Origin of the sequence: Kitasatospora sp. NPDC085464 (assembly GCF_044541955.1) — a bacterium.
In the GTDB taxonomy this organism is placed as follows: Bacteria; Actinomycetota; Actinomycetes; order Streptomycetales; family Streptomycetaceae; genus Kitasatospora.
This window is the reverse complement of record NZ_JBITTM010000002.1, coordinates 179,794-204,157: the sequence shown is the minus strand read 5'-3', so window position 1 is coordinate 204,157 and position 24,364 is coordinate 179,794. Positions and strand designations below refer to the sequence as shown.

7 protein-coding genes are annotated in these 24,364 nt (G+C 75.4%); 5 read left to right on the top strand and 2 right to left on the bottom strand.

The annotated features are described in order from the left end of the window. Nucleotides 1-65: 65 nt before the first annotated feature. Nucleotides 66-6,572, bottom strand: coding sequence for an amino acid adenylation domain-containing protein (locus tag ACIGG8_RS02550; RefSeq protein ID WP_396545036.1), 6,507 nt, complete (start codon nucleotides 6,570-6,572; stop codon nucleotides 66-68). Between the two features lie 491 nt (nucleotides 6,573-7,063). Between ACIGG8_RS02550 and ACIGG8_RS02545 the strand changes: the two genes are divergently transcribed. After that, nucleotides 7,064-7,456, top strand: a complete 393-nt coding sequence (locus tag ACIGG8_RS02545; RefSeq protein ID WP_396545034.1) for a hypothetical protein — start codon at nucleotides 7,064-7,066, stop codon at nucleotides 7,454-7,456. Between the two features lie 53 nt (nucleotides 7,457-7,509). On the opposite strand, the gene ACIGG8_RS02540 is transcribed toward ACIGG8_RS02545, so the two are convergent. After that, nucleotides 7,510-9,129, bottom strand: coding sequence for an AMP-binding protein (locus ACIGG8_RS02540; RefSeq protein WP_396545032.1), 1,620 nt, complete (start codon nucleotides 9,127-9,129; stop codon nucleotides 7,510-7,512). A gap of 276 nt (nucleotides 9,130-9,405) precedes the next feature. On the opposite strand from ACIGG8_RS02540, the gene ACIGG8_RS02535 reads away from it, so the two are divergent. From ACIGG8_RS02535 to ACIGG8_RS02520, 4 genes are all read left to right on the top strand, one after another. Next, on the top strand, nucleotides 9,406-15,726 hold the full coding sequence (locus tag ACIGG8_RS02535) for an amino acid adenylation domain-containing protein (protein ID WP_396545030.1): 6,321 nt from the start codon (nucleotides 9,406-9,408) through the stop codon (nucleotides 15,724-15,726). Then, on the top strand, nucleotides 15,723-22,184 hold the full coding sequence (locus tag ACIGG8_RS02530; RefSeq protein WP_396545028.1) for an amino acid adenylation domain-containing protein: 6,462 nt from the start codon (nucleotides 15,723-15,725) through the stop codon (nucleotides 22,182-22,184). Before ACIGG8_RS02535 ends, ACIGG8_RS02530 begins: the two co-directional genes overlap by 4 nt. 143 nt (nucleotides 22,185-22,327) lie before the next feature. Beyond that, on the top strand, nucleotides 22,328-23,386 hold the full coding sequence (gene gntD / locus ACIGG8_RS02525; protein WP_396545026.1) for a guanitoxin biosynthesis L-enduracididine beta-hydroxylase GntD: 1,059 nt from the start codon (nucleotides 22,328-22,330) through the stop codon (nucleotides 23,384-23,386). 146 nt (nucleotides 23,387-23,532) lie between these two features. After that, nucleotides 23,533-24,309, top strand: a complete 777-nt coding sequence (locus tag ACIGG8_RS02520) for an SDR family NAD(P)-dependent oxidoreductase (protein WP_396545024.1) — start codon at nucleotides 23,533-23,535, stop codon at nucleotides 24,307-24,309. The last annotated feature ends 55 nt before the right edge of the window (nucleotides 24,310-24,364 follow it).

Sequence of the window (24,364 nt, the reverse complement as noted above, 5' to 3'; positions counted from 1 at the left end):
TCTGCGGGGCTTGTCTAGGTCGGGAGGGTGGGGCCGGCCGGGGGTGCGGCCGGGTGGCGGTGTGGTCAGTCGGTGTCGGGGTCCGTGAAGCCGGGGGAACCGGGGGCGGCGGCGCTCGGGACGCACAGGGCGGCCAGGCGGCGCGGGGTGCGCTGCTGGAAGACCGCGCGGATGTCGACCGGGCGGCCGAACGCGGCCTCGATCCGGCCGGACAGCCGTAGCGCCGCCAGTGAGTCGCCGCCGCGGGCGAAGAAGTCGTCGTCCGCGTCCAGCGGCTCGACGTCGGCGGTCGGGCCGGCCGCGGCCCCGATGGCCTCGGCCGCCAGCGCCGCCAGGGTGTCCCGGGCGGCCCGCAGGGCGTCGGGGTCCGGCAGCAGCTCGCCGACCTTCGCCGTCGGCCGCTGCGCGACGGCGTGCAGCAGTGCGAGCAGCAGGTCGCCGGCCCGTTCCGCGAGCGCGGTCGGGACCAGCTCCGGCCGGTGGCTGAGTGCGAGGTGCAGCCGCTGCTCCGGGGTGACGGTCAGTCGGACCGGGTAGTGGTACGGGTCATGGCCGTGGGTGTCGGTGATCCGCAGACCACCCGAGGACCCCGCCGCCCCACCGGCCCCCGGCCCACCGGCCCCCGGCCCACCGGCCCCCGGCCCGACCGGCTCGGCGGCCGCGTAGTTCTCGAACACCAGGCAGCTGTCGAAGAGTTCGCGCTGCCCGGCGCGACCGGCGGCGCGCAGGATCTCGCCGAGCGCCAGGTGCCGGTGCGGGGCCAGCTCGGTCTGTTCCCGGTGGAGGTCGCGCAGCAGGGCGTCCAGTCCGACGTCCGGGTCCAGCCGTACCGGGACCGGCACGGTGTTGACGAGCAGGCCGACCAGGTCCTCGTGGCCGGGCAGTTCCGGGGTGCGGATCGACCCGGTGGCGCCGAAGACCGGCCGGCGGGAGCCGGTGAGCCGGTGCAGGGTGAGCGCCCAGGCCGCCTGGACCACGGTGTTGAGGGTGACGCCGTGGTCGCGGGCCGCCCGGCGGAGCGCCTCGGTGGTCTCCTCGGGGAGTTCCGCGGTGCGCCGCAGTGGCCGGGCGTGCACCCGTGCGGCGTCGGCGTCGGGCGCCAGCAGGGTCGGTTCGGCACCGGACAGGGCCTTCTGCCAGGCGGCGCGCGCGGCCTCGCCGTCCTGCCGCTCCAGCCAGCCGAAGTGCCGCCGGTAGGGGACGGTGTCGGGCAGGCCCGCGTCGTCGCCGCGGTGCCGGTACAGGTGCGCCAGGTCCCGCAGCAGGATCGCGCTGGACCGGCCGTCGAGCAGGATGTGGTGGAGCGTCAGCACCAGCTGGTGGCGGCGTTTGCCGAGGCGCACCAGCAGGCCGCGGACCAGGGGGGAGCGGGCCGGGTCGAACGGTTCCTGGCGCTCCCCGGCGAGCACCTCCCGCCGTCGGGCCGCGTCGGCGCGGCGCAGGTCGAGTGCGCGCCAGGGGGCCTCGGCGTGCTCGTCCAGGACCTGCACGGGCTCGCCGGAGGGCAGCAGCTCGAACCGGGCGCGCAGTGCCTCGTGGCGCCGCACCACGGCCCGGAACGCGGTGCGCATCCGGTCGGCGTCCAGCTCGCCGTCGAGTTCCAGCACGGTCTGGACGGTGTGCAGGTCGGGGGCGCCGTGCTCGTAGCGGGCGTGGAACAGCAGGCCCTGCTGGGTGGGGGTGAGCGGGAGGACGTCCGTGACCGGGCCGTCCTGGGCGAGGGCGTCCAGCTCGTCCTGGGTGATCCGGACCAGCGGTACGTCCGAGGGGGTGATCCCGTGCGCGGCGGGCCGGCCGGCGAAGGCGGCCAGGGCGCGCAGTGCGGTGGCCCACTCCTCGGCCAGCGCCCGGACTTCGGGTTCGGTCAGCAGGCCGGGGGCCCAGGACCAGGTGGCGGTCAGCCGCAGGCCGTCGCCGCCGTCCTCGGCCACCGCGTTGACCTCCAGCGGGTGGGCCATCGGCTGGTCGGGGTGGACGGGCGGGGCGGCGGTCTCGCCGGCCGGGCGCCAGTCCGCTTCGGGGCCGGCGGTGAACCGGCCGAGGTAGTTGAAGGCGACCTGTGGGTGGGGGAGGCCGCCGAGGGTGGCGCGGCCCCGATCGTCCAGGTAGCGCAGCAGCCCGTAGCCGAGGCCGTGGTCGGGCACGGTGCGCAGCTGTTCCTTGACCGCCTTCAGGGCGCGGGCCAGCACCGCGTCGTCGAGTGCCGCGTCGTCGAGTGTCGTGTCGTCGAGTGCCGTGTCGTCGAGTGCCGCGTCGTCGCGCGCGGCGGTGCCGGGGGCGAGCAGCACGGGGTGCAGGGTGGTGAGCCAGCCGACCGTCCGGGTGAGGTCCAGCCCGTCGAGGTCGCGGCGGCCGTGGCCCTCCAGGTCGACCAGCAGCCCGCCGGTGCCGCGCGTGCGGGCGGCGGCCAGCGCCAGGGCGGTCAGCAGCACCTCGTCGGGGCCGGCCCGGAAGGCCGTGGGCAGCGTGGTGAGCAGCGCTTCGGTCTCGGCGGGGGTGAGCTCGACGGTCAGGCTCCGGGCGGCGCCGTGCACGTCGCGGGCCGGGTCGGCGGCGCGGTCGGTGAGCTGGGGGCCGGCCTCGGCGAGGGTGCGCCGCCAGTGCTCCAGCTGCGCCGCGACGTGCGGGCGTCCGGAGGCGTCGGCAAGCGTCTCGTACCAGCGCCGGAGCGAGGTCGGCACCGGGGCGAGCCGGGCCGGGGCGCCGGTGCCGGCGGCCAGCCAGGCGGCGTGCAGGTCGGGGAGCAGGACGCGCCAGGAGACGGCGTCCACGGCCAGGTGGTGGACGACGACGAGGAGGCGGCCGGGGGCGGTGCCGGCGTCGAACCAGACCGCCTGGAGCAGGTTCCCGCGGCGCGGGTCCAGCCGGCCGGAGGCGTCGGCGGCGTGCTCGGTGACGGCCGAGGCCAGGGCGTCGGGGGCGAGCCCGGCGACGTCGACCCGGCGGACGCGGCCGGCGGCGGTACCGCTGCCGGCGCCCTCAGCGCTGCCGCTGGTACCGGTACCGCCGCTGGTACCGACGGCCGGGACGGTCAGCGACCAGTCCTCGGTCAGGCGCATGCGCAGCGCGCCGTGCCGGTCGAGCAGGGCCTGCACCGCGCCGGTCAGTCGCTCCAGGCCGAGCCCGGCCGGGACGGTGAGCAGCGTGGACTGGTTGAACGAGTCGACGGGGCCGCCGAGTTCGCGCAGCCGGTGGACGATGGGCGGCGCCGGGAAGTCGCCCACGCCGTCGTCGTGGGTGACCGGGGCCGCCGTGCCGGCCGTGGTGCCGGACAGCGTGGCGAGCGCGGCCGCCGTACGGTGCTCGAAGACCTGCTTGGCGGTGAGGTCGAGGCCCGCGCCGCGCGCCTTGGCGACCAGCTGCAGGGAGGTGATGGAGTCGCCGCCGAGCTCGAAGAAGCCGTCGTGGACGGAGCGCACGTCGCGCTTCAGCACCTCGCCGAACAGCTTGACCAGCAGCTTCTCGACCGGGTTGCGCGGCGCGCGGCCGGTGGTGCGTTCCTCGGCCGGGTCGGGCACGGGCGGCAGCGCGGCGCGGTCCAGCTTGCCGTTGGGCGTGAGCGGGATCTCCGGGACGGGGACGAAGGCGTCCGGCACCATGGCGGCGGGCAGCCGGGCGGCGACGTGCTCGCGCAGCTCCTCGGCCCCCGGTGCGCCGTCCAGGACGAGGTAGGCGACCAGCCGGTCGGCCTGCGGGCCGCTCCGGACGACGACCACGCAGTGCCGCACCGCCGGGTGCCGGCAGAGCTCCGCCTCGATCTCGGCGGGTTCCACCCGCTGGCCGCGGATCTTGACCTGGTCGTCCGCGCGGCCGAGGTAGACGAGTTCGCCGTCGGCGCCCCACCGGGCGATGTCGCCGGTGCGGTACATCCGCTCGCCCGGCGCGCCGAAGGGGCTGGCGACGAAGCGCTCGGCGGTCACACCGGGGCGGCGGACGTAGCCGCGGGCCAGGCTCGGCCCGGCGATGTAGACCTCGCCGGGCACGCCGACCGGGACGGGGCGCAGCCAGGTGTCGAGGACGTGCATCGCGGCGCCCGGGATCGCCCTGCCGATCGGGACGGCGCCGGGGGCGATCCCGTCGTCGGGCCCGCTGCGGAACTCCATGCAGCCGACGGTGGCCTCGGTCGGGCCGTACTCGTTGACGGCGGTGGCGGTCGGGTTGCCGGCCCGCCAGGTGCGCAGCATCGCGCCGGACAGCTGCTCGCCGCCGACCACCAGGTCGCGGGTGGGCGACAGCCAGGCGTGGGTGTCGGCGAGCAGCGGCATCTGGCTGGGCGTCACCTTGGCGAAGGTGGCCGGGCCGAGGCCGGTGGGTGCTGCTTCGGTGAGCTCCGCCATGTGCACCCGGCCGCCGGCGGTGAGACCGCCCCAGACGCCGGTGACGGTGAAGTCGAAGGAGATCGGTGACTGCACGATCGCCGTCCCGGCCAGGCCCGGGTAGGTGTGCCGGGCGAAGTCCAGGTAGACGCCGACGGAGCGGTGCTCGACCTGGACGCCCTTGGGGCGGCCGGTGGAGCCGGAGGTGTAGATCAGGTAGGCGCCGTTGCCGGGGCGCAGCGGGCGGACGCGCTCGGCGTCGGTGACGTTGGCGTCCGGGTGCGGCTCGGCCAGCAGGTCGGCGGGCCGCAGGTGGGCCGGCGCCGGGCCGGCGACGTCACCGACGCCGAGCGGGTCGGTGGGCGAAGGGCCGGCCGCCGTCGGGTCGGCGGGCCGGGGCGCCTCGGCCGGGAGGGCGGGGTCGCGGTCGGTGAGCAGCGCGGCGGGCCGGGCGTCCCGGAGCATGAAGGCGACCCGCTCCGCCGGGAGCGCCGGGTCGATCGGCAGGTAGGCGGCACCGGACTTCAGCACGCCGAGCAGCGCGACGACCAGCTCGGCGTCGTGCGGCAGCAGGACGGCGACCACGGACTCGGGGCCGATGCCGCGGGCGATCAGGGCACGGGCGATCCGGTTGGCGGCCGCGTTGGCGTCCCGGTAGCTGAGCGCGCGGTGCCGGTCGGAGAGCGCGACGGCGTCCGGCGCCCGGTCGACCCGGGCCTCGAACAGTGCGGGCACGGTGGTCTCGGGCACCGGGCCGCGGGCCGGGACACCGGGGACCGGCAGGGCGGCCCGGGCGGCGTCGTCGAGCAGGTCGAGGGCGGCCACCGCGGTGTCCGGGGCGGTGGCGAAGGCGGTGAGCGCGGCCTCCAGCCGGCGCAGCACGCCGCGGGCCGTCTCGGCGTCGAACACCTCGCGGCGGTGGGTGAGTTCGAGGACCAGCCGGTCGCCGGGGACGACCACCAGGCTGAGCGGGTAGTGGGTGGAGCCGCGGGCGCCGTCCGGGTCGGCGGCCGCCGGGTCGTCGGTGAGCGGGGAGATCCGCAGGCCGGCCAGGGGCCGGGCGGCCGCGTCGTCGCCGCTGCCCGGGTCGGCGAGGGCCAGGAAGGTGTCGAAGAGGGTGCCGTGCCCGGCGGACCGCTGGATCTCGGGCAGCGGGAGGTGGTGGTGGTCGGTGAGCGCGGACTGCTCGCGCTGCACCCGGTCCAGGAGGGCGTGCAGCGGCTCGGCCGGGTCCAGGCGCACCCGTACCGGGACCGAGTTGATGAGCAGTCCGACCATCTCCTCGACCCGCGGGGCGGCGGCCGAGCGCACCGAGACGGTCTGCCCGAAGACGACGTCGGTCTTCCCGGTCAGCGAGGCGAGGGCGAGCGCCCAGGCGGTCTGGGCGACGGTGTTGAGGGTCAGGCCGCGGGCGCGGGCGGTGTCCCGGACGGCCGCGGTGAGCTCGGCGGGGAGTTCGGCGGCGACCAGGTCGGGGAGGTCCTCGGCCGCGCCGGTGTGCTCGGGGCCGGTCAGGGTGGGCGCGTCGAGCCCGGCGAGGGCCTGCCGCCACGCCTGCTCGGACACCCGGGCGTCGCGCTTGGCGAGCCAGGCCAGGTAGCCGGTGGGCGGGACGGCCTTCGGCAGGGCGGTGTCCTCGCCGCCGGCCGCGTAGATCGCCACCAGGTCGCGCAGGACGGTCGACAACGACCATCCGTCGAGCAGGATGTGATGGTGTGTCAGCACCAGGACGTGCGACTCGGGGGCCGTCCGGACGATCGAGAAGCGGACCAGCGGCGGGGCGCCGAGGTCGAAGCCGCGCATTCGCTCCTCGGCGAGGTGCCGGGCCAGTCCGGCGTCCGTCCCACCGGCCGGGTCGGGTGCGGTCTCCGTCCCGCCGGCCGGGTCGGGTGCGGCGTCCGTCCCGCCGGCCGGGTCGGGTGCGGCGTCCGTCCCGCCGGCCGGGTCGGGTGCGGTCTCCGTCCCGCCGGCCAGGTCGAGTTCGGTGATGGGCACGGTGACCTTGCGGTGCACCAGCTGCACGCCCTGCCCGTTCTTCCGCTGCTGGAAGGAGGCGCGCAGTGCGGTGTGCCGGCGGACCACGGCCCGGCAGGCGGCGCGCAGCCGCTCGCGGTCGAGCGGTCCGTCCAGGCGCAGCGCGGCCTGGCTGACGTACTCGTCGATGCCGTCCTGGCCGAGCAGCGAGTGGAAGAACAGCCCCTCCTGCAGGGGTGCGAGCGGAAGGACCGCTTCCAGCGGTGAGTCGTGGGCAGGCACTGGGTGATCTCCAACCGGGGCGGGTTGCGGTCGCACGGTCCGCGGGCGACGTCCGGCGCGGACCGGCCGGGATCGCCGGGGGGACGGGAGCTGCGGGGCCGTCCGGCCGGCCCGCGTCGGCCATGCTTCCGGCTGCCGCACGGCCCGGCCAGGCAAGTGCCCGGCAATCGAAATTGCATTCCAGCTGCCGATCGGGTGTAACGGTCTCCACCAGGGGAATTCGGTTCTGCGGAGACGTCCGGAAGACTTCCGCAAGGCGTCCCTATTCCACCGGCGGGGGCTGCAGTAGGGTGCCTCTGCGCCGTTCCGACCGCCGTTCTGACCACCGCTCCGATCGCCGATCTGACGAGGCCGCGCCCGTGTTCACGGCGCCGGTGCCGATGCGGGCGCCTCACACACGATGGGAATTCCCCGCGAAAGACAACATGGTCGAGATTCTGACCGCAGCCGTTCTGGTGCTCGGACTTCTCCGTGAGTTCAGGGATCAGAGATTGACCCTCGCGCCGTGGCTGCTTCCGGTGATTCCGATCGTGGTCGGAGCCCTCCAGGACGACCTGATCGACCACGACAGGAGCGGCGCCTCGATCGGGCTCGGCGCCGCGATCACCGGGGTCGGTCTGGTGCTCGGCGTGGCGTACGGCGCGCTGCTGCCGATCAGCCGGGACGAGGCCGGGCACACCGTGTTCAAGGGGGGCCTGTACGCCGTGGCGGTCTGGGCGGGCCTGCTGGTCTCCCGGACGGCCTTCTACAAGGTCGGGAAGAACCAGGGCATCGAGACCGGGTTCGGCTTCCTGGCCATCTCGTTCGGCGCAATGCTCCTGGCGCGCACGCTGGTTGTGACCGTCCGGTCCCGCAAGCGGCTCCCCGCCGGCTCGCCGGCCTGAGGCGGCGGGCGGCGCCCCGGGCCGGCCGGTGAGGCCGCCCCGGGGCCGGCCGGTCAGGCCGGCGTGAGGCTCCGGACGTCGCCGCCCAGTTCGCCGGCGGTCAGCGCCGCCCACATCACCCGGCGGCGCGGCTTGCCGCTGGAGGTGACGGCGAGGCCGCCGCGCGGCACCTCGACCGCGAGCAGGTCGGCCTCGGCGCCCAGGGCCTCGGAGAGCACCGTGTGCGCCGCGGCCTGCCACTGCGGGTCGGGCTTCTCCAGCACCACCACGCCGGTCACGCGGTCCTCGCGGTGGCCCAGCAGGACCGCCACCCGCCGCTGGGGGATGCCGAGTTCGTGCAGCTTGGCCTCCAGGCTCTCGGCGAAGACCATCTTGCCGCGGACCTTGACGCCGTCGCCGAGGCGGCCGACCACGTAGAGCTGGCCCTCGTGCAGGAAGCCGGCGTCGCCGGTGTGCAGCACCCCGCCGTCGAGCACCGTGCCGGAGGCGGTGCCGGCGGCGCCCTGGTAGCGGGTGCCCAGGGTGTTCCCGCTCACCAGCACCTCGCCGACCACGCGGTCCGGCACCTCGGTGCCCTCGTCGTCCACCACGGTGACCGTGACGCCGCGCAGCGGGCGGCCGCAGCCGACGAAGCGTCCGGCCTGGTCGCCCTCCAGGGTGACCTCGCTCCAGCCCTCGCCGATCGGCAGGCCGGTGACCGCCAGGGTGGCCTCCGCGCCGCCGTACGCGGGCAGCAGCGCGCGCCGGTCGAAGCCGTGCGGGCCGAGCAGCGCCTCGAAGCCCTCCAGCACCTGCGGGTCGATCCGCTCGGCGCCGAGGATCAGCGAGCGGAAGGACGAGAAGTCCAGGCCCTCCAGCTGGGCCGGCTTCACCCGGTGCAGGATGTACGCCAGGCCGAAGTTGGGCATGGCGGTGAGGCCGACCGCGTTGTCGCTGATGCAGCGCAGGTAGCGCAGCGGGGAGCGGATGAAGTCCTCCGGCTGCATCATCCAGCCGTCGCAGCTCATCGTCACGAAGTTGACCATGCAGCCGATCAGGCCCATGTCGTGGTGGACCGGCAGCCAGGAGATGCCCGAGTACTCCGGGTACCACTCCAGCCAGCGGTGCATCGCGTTCACGTCGTTGGTCAGCGCCTCGTGGCCGACCAGCACGCCGCGGGAGCGGCCGCTGGACCCGGAGGTGAACTGCAGCAGCGCGAACTCGGCCGGGGGGTACGGCTTCGCGGCCGGCTCGACGCCGTCGATGAACGCGTCGAAGACCACCGGCGCGGGCAGGTCGAGGCCTTCGGTGACGGTGCGCACCGGCGCCTGCGACTCCTCGTCGCAGACGATCACCCGGGGCTGCGCGGTGTCGAAGAGGGCCCGCGCGTGCTCGGCGTACTCGCTGCCGCGCTGGAACGCGAACGGCGGCGCGATCGAGCACGGCGTGCAGCCGGCCGCGATGGCGCCGAAGAACGTCGCCACGAAGCCGGGGCTGCAGCGCTGGACGACCGCGACCACGTCGCCGTCCTGCGCGCCGGCGGCGCGCAGCGCCTCGGCCGTGCGCAGCACCTTGTCGGCCAGCTCGGCGTAGCTGTGGAACTCCCAGGAGTCACCCGGACCGGCGAAGTGCAGGCCGCGCTCCTCCGAGGCCTCCTCGACCCAGTCCAGCAGGGCCCTGTCGGGGATGCTCATTGACCGATTCCTCCCAGATCCTTGCGTTCGTCGGAGCAACGTGGCTGCCGCCCACGGCCGCATCCTCCGGTTCGTACGGGCGGGAGGCCAGGAATCGAGCGGGCAACTCCGGTCCGCCGCACGGCCGGTACCAGCAAGGCCGATTGCCGGTCAGTTTCCTGGTCGGATCAGTGCGCGCGCGCAAGCATCGGCGGCGAGAACCGTCAGAGCGGTCCCCGGGCAGCGGCCGGGGGGCCGCCCGCGCCGCCGGCCGACCGCCGTGGAGAGGAGCCAGGTGTGTACCGGGCAAGCGATCGAGAAGGATCCGGTTCGCACTCGTCGACCCGCGGGGCCGGGAACCGCACGCCGCTGACCGCCGCCGGCCGGGCGCTGTGGCTCGCCCAGCAGTTCGCGCCGGACTCGCCGAGGTTCAACCTGGTGCGCCGCTTCGAGATCCGCGGCCCGCTCGACCCCGAGCTGTGGCACCGGGCGATCCGGCAGGCGCACGCGGAGAGCCAGGTCTTCGAGGTGCGCCTGGACGAGGACGCCGACGGCCCGTACCAGGAGCACCTGGGCCGCTCGAACGCCGGCTGGGACGTCGTCGACCTCTCCGACCGGGCCGACCCCGAGCTGGCCGCCCACCGCTGGATCGCCGACCGGATGAGCACCACCTACGACCTGCGGCGCGGCCCGGTGGGCGAGGACGTGCTGCTCCGCCTCGGGGCCGGCCACTGGTTCTGGTACAGCAGCTACCACCACGTGCTGACCGACATCCAGGGCCTGGCCATCCTCACCGAGCGGATCAACGGGCTCTACAAGGCGATGGCGGCCGGCACCGAGCCGGGCGGCCGCCCGCTGCCGTCCTCCCTGCTGCTGCCCCTGGAGGAGGCCGCCTACCTGGCCTCGGAGCAGTACGAGGCGGACCGCGCGTACTGGCTGGAGCGGATGGCCGACCGGCCCGAGCCGGTCACCGTGGCCCCGCGCGCCGCCGACTGGGTGGGCGACGTGCTGCGCGCGCAGACCCTGCTGACCTCGACCCACGCGACCGCCCTGCGCAAGCTGGGCCGGCGCCGGCGCACCGACTGGACGGCGGTGGTCGCGGCCGGGGTCGCCGCCTACCTCGGCGGTCTGAGCGGCCACCAGGACCTGGTCCTCGGCCTGACGGCGACCGTCCGGCGCACCGACACGGCCCGCGCGACCCCGGGCATGCTCGCCAACGAACTCCCGCTGCGCGTCCGGCTGGAGCCGGACATGACGGTGGGCGAGCTGATCGACCACACCTCCGCGCGGCTCGGCGAGCTGCTCACCCACCAGCGCTTCCCGCACGAGCACATCCGCCGCGAGCTGGGCATGCGGGACGCGGGCGACCGGCTGTTCCACGCGGCGCTCAACCTGGTGCCCACCGGCGACCGCACCGAGCTGGCCGGCTTCCCGGCCACCGTGACCGGCCTCAACGCCGGCCAGGTCCCCGACCTGGTGCTCACCCTGTTCCCCGACCCGGCCGGCGGGCAGCACGTCCGCCTGGAGGGCAACGAGGCCCGCTACGACCAGGCGGAACTGGACGCCCACACCGTCCGGCTGCTGGCCTTCCTGCACCGCCTGTCCGAGGCCGACCCGGACACCCCGCTGGCCCGGCTGCAGCTGGCGACGGCCGTCGAGCAGGACCGGGTGCTGAACGACTTCAACGACACCGAGTGGCCGACCGAGCGGATCACCCTGCCGGCGCTGTTCGAGCGCCAGGCCGCCCGCACCCCGGACGCCGACGCGGTGGACTTCGAGGGGCGCACCCTCACCTACCGGGAGCTCGACGCCCGGGTGAACCGCCTGGCGCGGATGCTGCTCGAACGCGGGGTGCACCGCGGCGGTTTCGTCGCCGTCGCCCTGCCGCGCGGCCTGGACAACCTGGTGGCGCTGCTCGCGGTGATGAAGGCCGGCGCCGTCTACTTCCCGGTGGACCCGGGCTACCCGGCGGACCGGGTCGACAGGATGCTCTCCGACGCCCGGCCCGACCTGATGGTCACCCGGCACGCCGACGGCCTCCCGGCCCGCGACGGCCTGGCCGCGGTGCACCTCGACGACCCCGCGGTGGCCGCCGGGCTGGACGCCGCCGACCCCGCCGAGCCGGCGCCCCCGACCGCGCCGACCCCGGCCGACATCGCGTACATGATCTACACCTCGGGCTCCACCGGCCGCCCCAAGGGCGTGCTGGTGCCGCACACCGGCCTGGCCGACTTCGCCGAGTCCCAGCCCGGCGTGCTGGCGCTGCGCCCGGGCGAGCGGGTGCTGATGATCAGCTCGCCCAGCTTCGACCCGTCGATGTGGGAGCTGTCGGTCTGGCTGATGAGCGGCGGCTGCGCGGTGATCGCCCCGCCGAAGCTGATGCCCGGCCCGCAGCTGGCCGAGTTCATCGCCGAGCACCGGGTCGGCTGCGTGGGCACCGTGCCGTCGGTGCTGGCCGCGTTCCCGCCCGGCTCGCTGCCGGACGACCTGATCATCGCGGTCGGGGCGGAGGCGCTGCCCGCCGAGCTGGTCCGCCGCTGGGGCGGCGCGCACCGGCTGCACAACGTGTACGGCGCCACCGAGAGCACCGTGTTCACCACCATGACCGGGCCGCTGAGCGGGCCCGGCACGCCGTCGATCGGCTCGCCGCTGCACAACGCCCGGGTGTACGTGCTGGACGCGCTGCTGCGCCCGGTGCCGCCCGGTGTCACCGGCGAGATCCACCTGGCCGGCCCCGGCGTCTCGGTCGGCTACCACCGCCGGCCCGACCTCACCGCGCAGCGCTTCGTCGCCGACCCGTGGGGCCCGCCCGGCAGCCGGATGTACCGCACGGGCGACAACGGCTCCTGGGGGCCGGACGGCAAGCTGCACTTCGTCGGCCGCAGCGACCACCAGGTGAAGATCCGCGGCTTCCGGGTCGAGCTCGGCGAGGTGGAGAGCAGACTCACCGCGCACCCCTCGGTCGCCCGGGCCGCCGTGGTGGCCCGGGCCGCGCAGGGCAGTGCGCGCCGCCTGGTCGCCTACGTGGTGCCCGCGCCGGGCGCCGCCGTCGAGCCCGCCGAGCTGCGGGCCTGGGTCGGCCGGACCCTGCCGGAGCACATGGTGCCCGCGGCGGTCGTCGTGCTGGACGCGTTCCCGCTCACCTCCAACAACAAGATCGACCGGGAGGCGCTGCCGGAGCCCGACATCCGCGGCGGTGCCACCCGCCGGCCGCCGCGCACCCGCACCGAGACCCTGCTGTGCGAGCTGCTGCACGAGGTGCTCGGCGCGGAGGAGATCGGTATCGACGACGGCTTCTTCGACCTGGGCGGCGACTCCATCACCGCCGTCCAGCTCGCCGCCCGGGCGGTCGACTCCGGGCTCGCGCTCACCCCGCAGGACGTCCTGACCTACCGCACGGCCGCCACCATGGCCGCGGTCGCCGACGGCGGCCGCGCCGCGGACCTCGACCGGTCGCTGCTGACCGACGCCGGCGGCCCGGCGGAGGGGCTGCCGCTGACCCCGCTGCAGCGCGGCATGCTGTTCCACTCGCTGTACGCCGACGACACCGGCGCCGACCCGTACATCGGCCAGATGGTGTTCGACCTGACCGGCGAGGTCGCGCTCGACCGGCTGCACGCCGCCTGCGACGCCCTGGTCGCCCGGCACGACGCGCTGCGCGCCCGCTTCGACCTCGACGAGCTGGGCGAGGCCCGGCAGAGCGTTCCGGCCCGGGTCACGGTGCCGTGGGCCGAGCACGACCTGCGCGGGCTGGACGCCGAGGAGCAGCGCACCCGCACGGCCGAGCTGCTGGCCGCCGACAAGGCGACCCGCTTCGACCTGGCCCGGCCGCCGCTGCTGCGGTTCGCGGTGGTCAGCACCGCCGACGACCGGCACCTGCTGGTCTTCACCAGCCACCACGTGCTCTTCGACGGCTGGTCCGTCGGGATCATGCTGAAGGACCTGTTCGCGGCCTACTCCGAGGTCTTGGAGCCGTCCGAGCAGGTGTCCTTCGCGGCCTACCTGCGCTGGCAGGACCGCCAGCCGAAGGAGACCGCCGCGGACGCCTGGAAGCGCGCGCTGGCCGGGGTCGAGCAGCCCTGCCTGGTCGCCCCCGGGGCCGCGCTGACCACCGGGATGCCCGCGCTGACCCGCCGGGCGCTGTCCGGGAAGCTCTCCGCGGACCTGGCCCGCACCGCCCGGACGGCCGGCCTGACCGTCAACACCGTCCTCCAGGGCGCCTGGGCGGCCCTGCTCGGGCAGCTGACCGGCCGGGACGACGTGGTCTTCGGCACCTCGGTCTCCGCCCGGCCGCCGCAGCTGGCCGGGATGCAGGACCTGGTCGGCCTGGTGATGAACACCGTCCCGGTGCGGGTCCGGCTCTCCGCCGAGCGGACCCTGGCCGAGCTGCTCACCGAGGTGCAGGCCGAGCAGGCCGCGCTCGGCGCGCACCACCACCTGGGCCTGGCCGACATCCAGCGCGGCCTCGGACTGGGCGAACTCTTCGACACCACCATGGTGTTCGAGAACGCGCCGGCCGACCGCGAGGCGATCCGCCGCGCCCTGCCGGGGGTGGAGATCGCCGTCGCCGAGTCCGACCGCACCGGTGTCACCCACTACCCGCTCAGCCTGATCGTCCACCCCGGTCCGCAGCTGCGCCTGGAGCTGACCCACCGCCCCGACCTGTACTCCGGCGAGCAGGCCGAGGCGCTGCTGGGCCGGCTGGAGCGGTATCTGCAGGCCTTCGTCGACTCGCCCGAACTGCCGCTCGGGCGCGTCGGGTTGGTCGACGACGAGGAGCTCCGCGCGCTGGTCGGGGACGGCGGCTCGACGGCCGTGCCGCACGAGGGGGGCACCCTGCACGGCCTGTTCACCGCACAGGCTCGCCGCACCCCGGACGCCGAGGCCGTGGTGTACGGCGAGCGCCGGGTCAGCTACGCCGAACTCGACGCGCTCTCCGGGGAGTTGGCAGCCACCCTGGCGGCCGAAGGGATCGGCCCCGGCGACGTGGTCGCGGTGGCGCTGCCGCGCGGCGCGGACCTGGTCGTGGCGCTGCTCGCGGTGCTGCGCACCGGCGCCGCCTACCTCCCGCTGGACCCGGAGTACCCGCCGGAGCGGGTCCGGGCGATGACCGAGGACGCCCGCCCGGCGCTCACCCTGGACGAGCGGAGCTTCGCCGAGCTGTCGGCGCGCGAGGCCCCGGGCCCGGCGCCGGACCGCGCGGTCGACCCGGTGCACACCGCGTACGTGATCTTCACCTCCGGGTCCACCGGCCGCCCCAAGGGCATCGTGGTCGCCCACCGCGGCATCGTGAACTACCTGCGCTGGATGCAGCGCCGCTTCCCGCTGACGCCCGGCGACCGGGTGCTGCAGCGCACCTCGATCAGCTTCGACCCGTCGGTGTGGGAGATCTTCTGGACCCTGCACGTCGGCGCGACGATGGTGGTCGCGCTGCCGGAGGCCGACCAGCACCCCGGCTACCTGCCGGAACTGATCCGCACCGAGCGCATCCACACCGCGCAGTTCGTGCCGTCCACCCTGGAGCTGTTCCTGCTGGAGCCCGGCGCCGCCGCGTGCGACAGCCTGCGCCAGGTGTTCTGCGGCGGCGAGAAGATGACCGCCGGTCTGGTGGAACGTTTCCGCAAGGCCAGCGACGCCGACCTGCACAACCTGTACGGCCCGACCGAGGTCTCGATCTACACCACCAGCTGGCAGGCCGGGTCGGAGACCGGCACCGCCGACGTCCCCGTCGGCAGCCCGGCCGACAACCTGCGGGTGTACCTGCTGGACGGCGCGCTGCGCCCCGTCCCGGTCGGCACGCCCGGAGAGATCTACATCGCCGGCACCGGCGTGACCGACGGCTACACCCGCCGGCCGCTGCTGACCGCCGAACGGTTCGTCCCCGACCCCTTCGGCCCGCCCGGCACCCGGATGTACCGCACCGGCGACCTCGGCCTGCGCCGCCCCGACGGCGCCGTGCGCTACCTCGACCGCGCCGACCACCAGGTGAAGATCCGCGGCCACCGGATCGAGCTCGGCGAGATCGACTCGGCACTGTCCGCGGTGGACGGCATCCGGCAGGTCGCCACGGTCGTCCGCGAGGACGTCCCCGGCAGCCCGCGGATCGTCTCGTACGCGGTGCCCGACCCCGGGGCGCTGCCCGATCTGGAGACCGCCCGCAAGCAGGTCGCGGAACAACTGCCCGCGTACATGGTCCCGTCCGCGATCGTGTCGCTGACCGCCCTGCCGCGCACCCCCAACGGCAAGCTCGACCGGACCGCGCTGCCCGCCCCGCAGGCCGGCCGGCGGGAGCGGCGCGAGCCGCGCACCGACCGCGAGCGCCTGCTGTGCCGCCTCTTCACCGAGGTGCTCGACGGACAGCAGGTGGGCATCGACGACAACTTCTTCGACCTGGGCGGCGACTCCATCGCCTCCACCCGGCTGGCCGGGCGGGCCCGGATCGCCGGCCTGTCCCTCACCCCACGGGACGTGTTCCGTCACCGCACCGTGGCGGCCCTGGCGGAGGTCGCCACCGGGATCGAGCCCGAGGCGGCCGTCGCCCCGCCCGCGGCGCCGCAGCTCGAACTCGACGCCGACGAGCTCGCCGAACTCGAAGCGCACTGGAGAAGTGGGAAATGAAGCCGACCTCGTTCGACGCGATCTGGCCGTTGACACCGCTGCAGGAGGGCATGCTCTTCCACGCCCTGTACGACGGCGGGCAGGACGGCGTCGACCACTACAACATGCAGCTCCCGATCGAGCTCACCGGAGCGCTGGACCGGGACGCGCTGCGCCGCGCCTGCGAACTGGTCGTGGCCCGGCACCCCGCGCTGCGCGTCGGGTTCCTCCAGCGCCGCTCCGGCGAACCGTTCCAGGCCGTGGCGTCCCGGGTGGAGCTGCCGTGGGCCGAGGTCCCCCTCACCGGCCTCGACCCCGCCGAGCAGCAGCGCCGGCTGCGGGAGGTGCTCACCGGGGAGCGCCACCGCCGCTTCGAGATGACCCAGCCCCCGCTGCTGCGCTTCACCCTGGTCGCGCTGGCCGCCGACCGGCACGTCCTCGTCCTCACCAACCACCACATCCTGATGGACGGTTGGTCGATGCCGGTGGTCGTCGAGGACCTGTTCCGGATCCTCCACCACGGCGGCGACGCCACCGCCCTGGACCCCGCGGTCTCCGTCGGCGACTACCTCGGCTGGCTGAGCACCCGCAACCGCGACGCCACCGAGGCCGCCTGGGGCAAGGCCCTGGCCGGCCTGGAGGGCCCCACCCTGCTCGGCCGCGGCGCCGAACTCGCCGGCGGCGACGTCGCCCAGCACCGGATCCGCCTGGAGCTGGACGAGGAGCGCTCCCGCGCGCTGGCCGAGGCCGCCCGCGGCCGCAACCTCACCGTCAACACCGTGATCCAGGGCGCCTGGTCGCTGCTGCTCGCGGTGATGACCGGCAGCGACGACGTGGTCTTCGGCTGCACCGTGGCCGACCGCCCGGCCGCCGTCCCCGGCGTCGACCGGGTCGTCGGCCTGCTGATCAACACCGTCCCGGCCCGCGTGCGGATCGACCGCACCGAGCCGTTCGGCGCACTGCTCGACCGCGTCCAGGACGAGCAGGCCGCCCTCGCCGAGCACTCCTGGCTCGGCCTGGCCGACATCCACCGGATCAGCGGGCACGACAGCCTCTTCGACACCACCCTCGCCTTCGAGAACTTCCCGCTGCCGGCTTCCGCCCGCGGCGTCGAGGTCGCCGGCCTGCGCCTCGCGCTCGCCGGTGACGCCGTCGACGAGGTGCCGGAGGGCACCCACTACCCGCTCAGCCTCGCCGTCTTCCCCGGCCCGACCACCGTCTTCGAGCTCAACTACCGCGCCGACCTGTACCCGAGGGCGCGGGCCGAGGCGCTGTTGGAACGCCTGGGCCTGCTGGTCGGGCACGCCGTCGAGCGGCCGGACACCCCGGTCGGCCGGCTCCCGCTGCTCACCGGGGAGGAGCGGCGCCGCATCGAGCGCGCCGCCGCTCCGGCCCCGGTCGCCACACCGCCCGGCACCCTGGTCGAGCTGTTCGAGCAGCAGGCCGCCCGCACCCCGGACGCGCCCGCGGTCGGCTGCGGCACCGAGCGGCTCACCTTCGCCGAGCTCGACACCGCCGCCAACCGGCTGGCCCGGCAGCTGGTCGCCCGCGGCGCCGCCCCCGAGCGGCCCGTGGTGATGGCCCTGCCGCGCACCGCCCGGGCCGTCGTCACCCTGCTGGCGATCCTCAAGTCCGGCGCGGTGTACGTCCCGGTGGACCTCGAACAGCCGGCCGAGCGGATCGCCGCCGTCTTCGCCGAACTGCGCCCGCACCTCGTGGTCACCACCGGTGCGTCCGCCGCCCGGCTGCCCGGGGGGACCGAGCGGGTGCTGCTGGACGAACTGCCGCACGAGCCCAACGGCACCGCCCTCACCGACGACGAGCGGATCGCCCCGCTGCGCCCGGAGAACCTGGCGTACACCATCCACACCTCCGGCTCGACCGGCCGCCCCAAGGGCGTGGCGGTCGAGCACCGGTCGCTGGCCAACATGTTCCACAGCCACCGCAACCACCTGTTCGAGCCCGAGCAGGCCGCGGCCGGCCGGCCGCTGCGCGCCGCGCTGACCAACTCGCTGGTGTTCGACGCCTCGTGGAGCCAGCTGCTGTGGATGGTCGGCGGGCACGAGCTGCACATGATCGAGGAGGAGCTGCGGGCCGACCCGCACGCCCTGCTCGACCACGTCACCCGGCACGGCATCGAGGTGCTCGACACCACGCCGAGCTTCGCCCGCCAGCTGATCGCCGAGGGACTGCTGGACGAGGGCCGTACGGTCCGCGTGCTCGCGCTCGGCGGCGAGGCCGTCGACGAGCCGCTGTGGCAGCGGCTGCGCGCCGCCGAGGGCCTGTCCGCGTACAACCTGTACGGCCCGGCCGAGTGCACCGTCGACCCGATGTACGCCCGCCTCGCGGCGCACGAGCACCCGGTGATCGGCGGCCCGGCCGACAACCTGCGCGCCCACCTGTTGGACGACGCGCTGCGGCCCGTCCCGCCCGGCGTCACCGGCGAGCTGTACCTGGCCGGCGCCGGCCTCGCCCGCGGCTACCTCGGACAGCGGGTGCTCACCGCCGAGCGCTTCGTCGCCGACCCGTTCGGCGAGCCGGGCGCCCGGATGTACCGCACCGGCGACCGCGCCCAGCGGGACGACGACGGCACCCTGGTCTTCCTCGGCCGCACCGACGACCAGATCAAGATCCGCGGCTTCCGGGTCGAGCCCGGCGAGGTCGAGGCCGTGCTGGCCGCCGACCCGGCCGTGCGGCACGCCGTCGCGGTGGCCCGCGAGGACGGCCCCGGCTCCCCGATGCTGGTCGCCTACGTGGTCGCCGCGCCCGGCGCCACCGCGGACGGCGCGGCGCTGCGCGCCCGGGCTGCCGAGGTGCTGCCCGGCTACATGGTGCCGTCCGCCGTGGTCGTGCTGGACGAGCTGCCGGTGACCGTCAACGGCAAGGTGGACAAGGCGGCGCTGCCCGCGGTCCGCTTCGACGGCGGCGGCGAGGGCGGCGAGCCGCGCGACGAGCAGGAGGAACTGCTCCGCGGGCTGTTCGCCGAGGTGCTGCGGGTCGAGCGGATCGGCATCCACGACAACTTCTTCAACCTGGGCGGCGACTCGCTGCTGTCGATGCGGCTCTCCGCGCTGGCCCGCCGGGCCGGGCTGGCGCTGAGCCCCCGGGACGTCTTCCTGCACCGCACGGTGGCGGCCCTGGTCGCCGCCGCCCGGGACACCGACCCGGAGTCCGGCGACGTCACCGCCGCCGCCGGTGCCGCCGGCGAGCCGCTGCCCGAGGGCCCGCTGCTCGACCTGACCGCCGAGGAGCGCGCCGAGATCGAGGCCGCCCACCCCGACGCCGTCGACGTGTGGCCGCTGACCCCGCTCCAGCAGGGCATGAGCTTCCACGCCCTGCTCGCGCCCGACCGGGTCGACCCGTACGTCACCCAGCAGGTCTTCGACCTGGACGGCGAGGTGACGCCCGCCGTCCTGCGCGCCGCCCTCGACGCCGTCCTCGCCCGGCACGCCAACCTGCGGGCCCGCTTCGTGCGGCTGCGCTCCGGCCGGGCCGTGCAGGTGATCCCCGAGCGGGTCGGGGTGCCGTGGCAGGAGGTCGACCTCGGCGGCCAGGCCGCCCCGGAGCAGGCCCGCCGGGTCGAGGAGCTGGTGGCCGAGGAGCACGACCGCCCGTTCCCGCCGGGCTCCGCCCCGCTGCTGCGGGCGCTGCTGGTCAGGCTCGCCGACGACCGCCACGTGCTGGTCGTGACGGACCACCACATCCTGCTGGACGGCTGGTCGGTGCCGCTGTTCTTCCGCGAGGTCTTCGCCGCGTACGCCGCCGGCGGCTCCGCGGAGGGGCTGCCGGAGCCGGTGCCGTTCCGCCGGGTGCTCGCCTGGCTCTCCGGCCGGGACGGCGCGGCGGCCGGCACGGCCTGGGCCGGTGCCCTGGCCGGCCTGGACGAGCCCACGCTGGTCGCCCCGCACGCCGACCTGTCGGTGCTGGCCGGGCAGGGCACCGTCCACCAGGTCCTGGACGCGGAGGCCTCCGCCCGGATCACCGCCGCGGCCCGCGCCGCCGGGATCACCGTGAACACCCTGGTGAACGGCGCCTGGGCGATCGCCCTGGAGCGGCTGACCGGCCGCGGCGACGTCGTCTTCGGCGCCGCGGTGTCCGGGCGCACGCCCGAGCTGCCCGGCGTCGAGGACACGATCGGCCTGGTCATGAACACCGTGCCGTTCCGGGCCGTGCTCGATCCGGCGGAGCCGCTGTCCGACGCCCTGGTCCGGATGCAGACCGAGCAGTCCGAGCTGATCGCCCACCACCACCTCGGGCTGCCGGAGATCCAGCGGGCCGTCGGCCTCGGCGAACTCTTCGACACCATCGTCGGCTTCGAGAACGCCGGGATCCACCACCCCGAGGCGCGCCGGCCGGTGCCCGGACTGGACATCGGGCTGCGCGAGCCGTCCGTCCCCGGCTCCGCGCACTACCCGCTGCGGCTGCTGGCACGCCCGGGCGAGCACCTGGACCTCAAGCTCCACTACCGCACCGACCTCTACGGCGAGGCCGAGGCGGGCGACCTGCTGGCCTCGGTGCTGCGGGTGCTGGAGACCTTCGCCGAGGCGCCGCGGACCCCGCTCGCCGCACTGGACCTGCTGTCCGCGACCACCCGGGAGACCGTCCTGGAACGGTGGGCCGCGACCGCCCCCGCCGCGCCCGCGGCCACCATCCCGGCGCTGTTCGCCCGGCGGGTCGCCGAGCACCCCGGGGCACCGGCCGTGCTCACCGGCACCGAGGAGCTGAGCTACGCCGAACTCGACGCCCGGGCCAACCGGACGGCGCGCGTCCTGCTGTCGCACGGGGCCGGCCCGGAGCGCATCGTCGCGGTCCTGCTTCCCCGCAGTGCCGAGCTGGTCACCACCATCCTGGCGATCTGGAAGAGCGGTTCCGTCCACATGCCGGTGGACACCGACTACCCGGCCGACCGGATCGAGTTCATGCTCAGCGACGCCCGGCCGGACCTGATCCTGGCCGCGCCCGACGCCGTCGCGAAGATCCCGGCCGGACTGCGCGACCGGGTCGTCACCACCGACCGGCTCGCCGCCCCGGCGGACACCCCCTCCGGCGAGGTGACCGACGCCGAGCGCGGCCGCCCGCTGCTGCCCGGCTGCGGCGCGTACGTCATCTTCACCTCGGGCTCCACCGGCCGCCCCAAGGGCGTCCTGGTCACCCACGCCGGCCTGGCGAGCTTCCTGGCGACCCAGCGCCGGCACCTGGACCTCGGCCCCGGCCGCAAGGTGCTGTGGTTCGCCTCGCCCAGCTTCGACGGCGCCATGGGCGAGCTCAACACCGCGCTGCTGAGCGGCTCCTGCGTGGTCGTCGGCAGCTACGAGGAGATGCTCCCCGGGCAGCCGCTGGCCGACTGGGTGGCCCGGACCGGGGTGCAGACCCTGACCGTCCCGCCGTCCTCGCTGGCCGCGATGGCCGACGGCAGCCTGCCGGAGGGGATCACGATCGTCACCGGCGGCGAGGTCCTGCCGCCCGAGCTGGTGGCCCGCTGGGCCCCGGGCCGGCGGATGCTGAACATCTACGGCCCGACCGAGACGACGATCATCGCGACGGTCGGCGGCCCGCTGGAGCCCGGCGTCGCCGTGTCGATCGGCGCCCCGGTCGTCGGCGCCCGGATCCGGGTCCTGGACCACTGCCTGCGCCCGCTGCCCGCCGGGGTGTCCGGCGAGGTGTACATCTCCGGAGCCGGCCTGGCCCGGGGCTACCTGCACCGCGCCGACCTCACCGCGAGCCGCTACGTCGCAGACCCCTTCGGCGGGCCCGGCGCCCGGATGTACCGCACCGGCGACATCGCCCGCTGGCTGCCGGACGGCCGCCTCGACTACGTGCGCCGGGCCGACGACCAGGTGAAGCTGCGCGGCTTCCGGATCGAGCCGGGCGAGATCGAGGCCGTGCTGGCCACCGACCCGGGCGTGCGGCACGCCACCGTGCAGCTGCGCGAGGACACCCCCGGCGCGCGGCAGCTGGTCGCGTACGTCGTCCCGGCCGGGCCGGACGGCACCGACCCCGCCGCGCTGCGCGAGCTGGTCGCCGCCCACCTGCCCGAGTACATGGTGCCGGCCGCCGTGGTCGAGATCCCCGAGCTGCCCACCACCCCGCACGGCAAGCTGGACCGCGCCGCGCTGCCCGCCCCCCGCTTCGCCGGCGCCGAGGGCGGCCGGGAGCCGCGCACCCCGCGCGAGGAGCTGCTGCGGCAGCTCTTCGTGGACGTGCTCCGGGTCGAGCGGATCGGCATCGACGACAGCTTCTTCGCGCTCGGCGGCGACTCGATCATGTCGATCAAGCTGGTCACCGCGGCGCGCCAGGCCGGGCTGGAGATCTCCCCGCGGGACGTCTTCACCCACAAGACCGTCGCCGAACTGGCCGCCGTGGCCGGCGAATCGGCGCCGGAGGCCGACGGGGCAGCCGAGGAGGCCGAGGAGCCGCTCGTCGACCTCGACCGGGACGAACTCGACGAGTTCGTCGCCAGGTTCGCCGACGAGGACTGACCGACCCGGGCGGAGGAGCCAGCCGGGACCCTGCTCGGCCCTCCGCCCGTGACACCGCCCGCCGCCCGCCCCGCGCCGACGGCACAGGACCATCCGCCCGCCCACCCGGCCGAACCGGTCGGAGAACAGCAAAGGAACGCCTGATGCTCCGTCAAGAACCGTCCACTGCCACCGCTCCGACCCCGTTCGAGGGCCGCCTGGCCGAGTACGCCCTGAGCCCGGACGAGGCCGCCGAGCTCGCCCGGGCCGCCCACAAGATCGCCGACGACTGCGGCAACCCGCTGGACGAGGAGTTCTACGACCGCGCCTGGCAGTTCGACCGGATGCTGCCGGTCGGCCTGCAGTCCTTCCTGGCCGACTTCCGCCGCCGCGAGCCCGCCGCCGCCTGCCTGGTGCACGGCCTCCCAGTGGACGACGTCGAGCTCGGCCCGACCCCGGCGCACTGGCGCGACGCCATCGCGGCGGAGACGGCCCGCACCCAGGAGGCCATGCTGGCGCTGGTCGGCCTGGCACTGGGCGAGCCCTTCGGCTGGGCCACCCTCCAGGAGGGCAGCATCATCCAGAACGTCCTGCCGATCCGCGGCGACGAGGACCGGCAGAGCGGCTACGGCAGCGAGGCCCTGCTGGAGTTCCACACCGAGGACGGCTTCCACCCCAACCGCTGCGACTACCTGATCCTGCTCGGCCTGCGCAACGCCGACCGCGTGCCGACCATCGTCGCCTCCGTCCGGGACGTCGAACTCGACGACCGCACCCGGGAGGTGCTCGCCCAGGACCGCTTCCACATCCTCCCGGACACCGAGCACATCCGGCAGTTGGAGACCTCCGACCCGGACCACCCGGCGCTCGCCAAGCTCCGCCGGATGGCCGACGACCCCACGCCGACCAGCGCGCTGTTCGGCGACGGCCTCTCCCCGTACCTGCGCATCGACCTGCCGTTCATGCGCTGCGTCGGGGACGACCCGGAGGCCGTCGAGGCCCTGGACCGGCTGATGGCGGAGCTGACCCGGGTCCAGCAGGAGGTGGTGGTCGGCCCCGGCACCCTGCTGGTCGTGGACAACTACCAGGCCGCGCACGGGCGGCGCTCCTTCAAGGCCCGGTACGACGGCACCGACCGCTGGCTGAAGAAGATCACCGTCAGTCGCAACCTCCGCCGCAACATGGCCGGTTACGCCCCCGACCGGCACCGGGTCATCGTCTGATCCGGGCAGCGGGCCCCCACCCGCCGCCCGCTCCGCACCCGCTCCGCACCCGCCGCCCGCTCCGCACCCGCTCCGCACCCGCACACCCAGCCGGGACCCGGCCGCTCCGGCGGCCGGGCCCGGCGTCCTCCGAAAGGCCCCCGTCCATGCGCACAGTCATCGTCTCCGGCGCCTCCAGCGGCATCGGGAAGGCCACCGCCGAGCGGTTCGCCGCCTCCGGCGACCACGTGGTGAACCTCGACATCACCGAGCCCGCGGCCCCGGCGGCGGGCCTGGACGGCGGCCCGGGGTCGGTGAGTTTCCTGGAGGTCGACGTCGCCGACTGGCAGGCCGTCAAGGAGGCCGTCGACACCGTGCACGCCGCCCGGGGCGGCCTGGACGTGGTGATCGCCAACGCCGGCATCAGCATCCGCAGCGGCGTGCTCGAACTGACCGAGGCCGACGTGCGCCGCGCCGTCGACGTCAACCTGGTCGGCGTGCTGGCCCTGTGGCGGCACTCGGCCCCGTACCTGCTCGGCCAGGGCCACGGCGTGCTGCTCGCCACCGCCTCGGTCAACGGCAGCCGCGGCTACCCGCTCTACGCGCCGTACAACGCCACCAAAGCCGGTGTGGCCTCGCTCTGCCAGACCTTCGCCATGGAGCTCAGCCCGCTGGTGCGCACCGCGTGCGTCACCCCCGGCGCGGTGCTGACCCCGATGCAGCGCGCCGAGTACACCGACGCCATGCTGGACGAGGTCAACGAGCGCATCCCGGCGCGCCGGCACGCCTCCCCGGAGGAGATCGCCGAGGTCTTCCACTTCCTCGCCTCCGACCGGGCGAAGTTCGTCACCGGCCAGGAGTTCGTGGTGGACGGCGGCGAGACGGCCGGCGCCACCACCGCGTTCTTCCCCGGCCCCCTCGCGCCCGGCTCGGCGCAGGTCTAGGGACGTCCACCACGGCGGAGGGCGGTGCCGACCCCGGCACCGCCCTCCGCCGTCC

Excerpts from the sequence above, each read along its gene's own strand:
- ACIGG8_RS02540 (WP_396545032.1), bottom strand. The coding sequence starts at position 9,129 with ATGAGCATCCCCGACAGGGCCCTGCTGGACTGGGTCGAGGAGGCCTCG.
- ACIGG8_RS02530 (WP_396545028.1), top strand. The coding sequence starts at position 15,723 with ATGAAGCCGACCTCGTTCGACGCGATCTGGCCGTTGACACCGCTGCAG.
- gntD (WP_396545026.1), top strand. The coding sequence starts at position 22,328 with ATGCTCCGTCAAGAACCGTCCACTGCCACCGCTCCGACCCCGTTCGAG.
- ACIGG8_RS02520 (WP_396545024.1), top strand. The coding sequence starts at position 23,533 with ATGCGCACAGTCATCGTCTCCGGCGCCTCCAGCGGCATCGGGAAGGCC.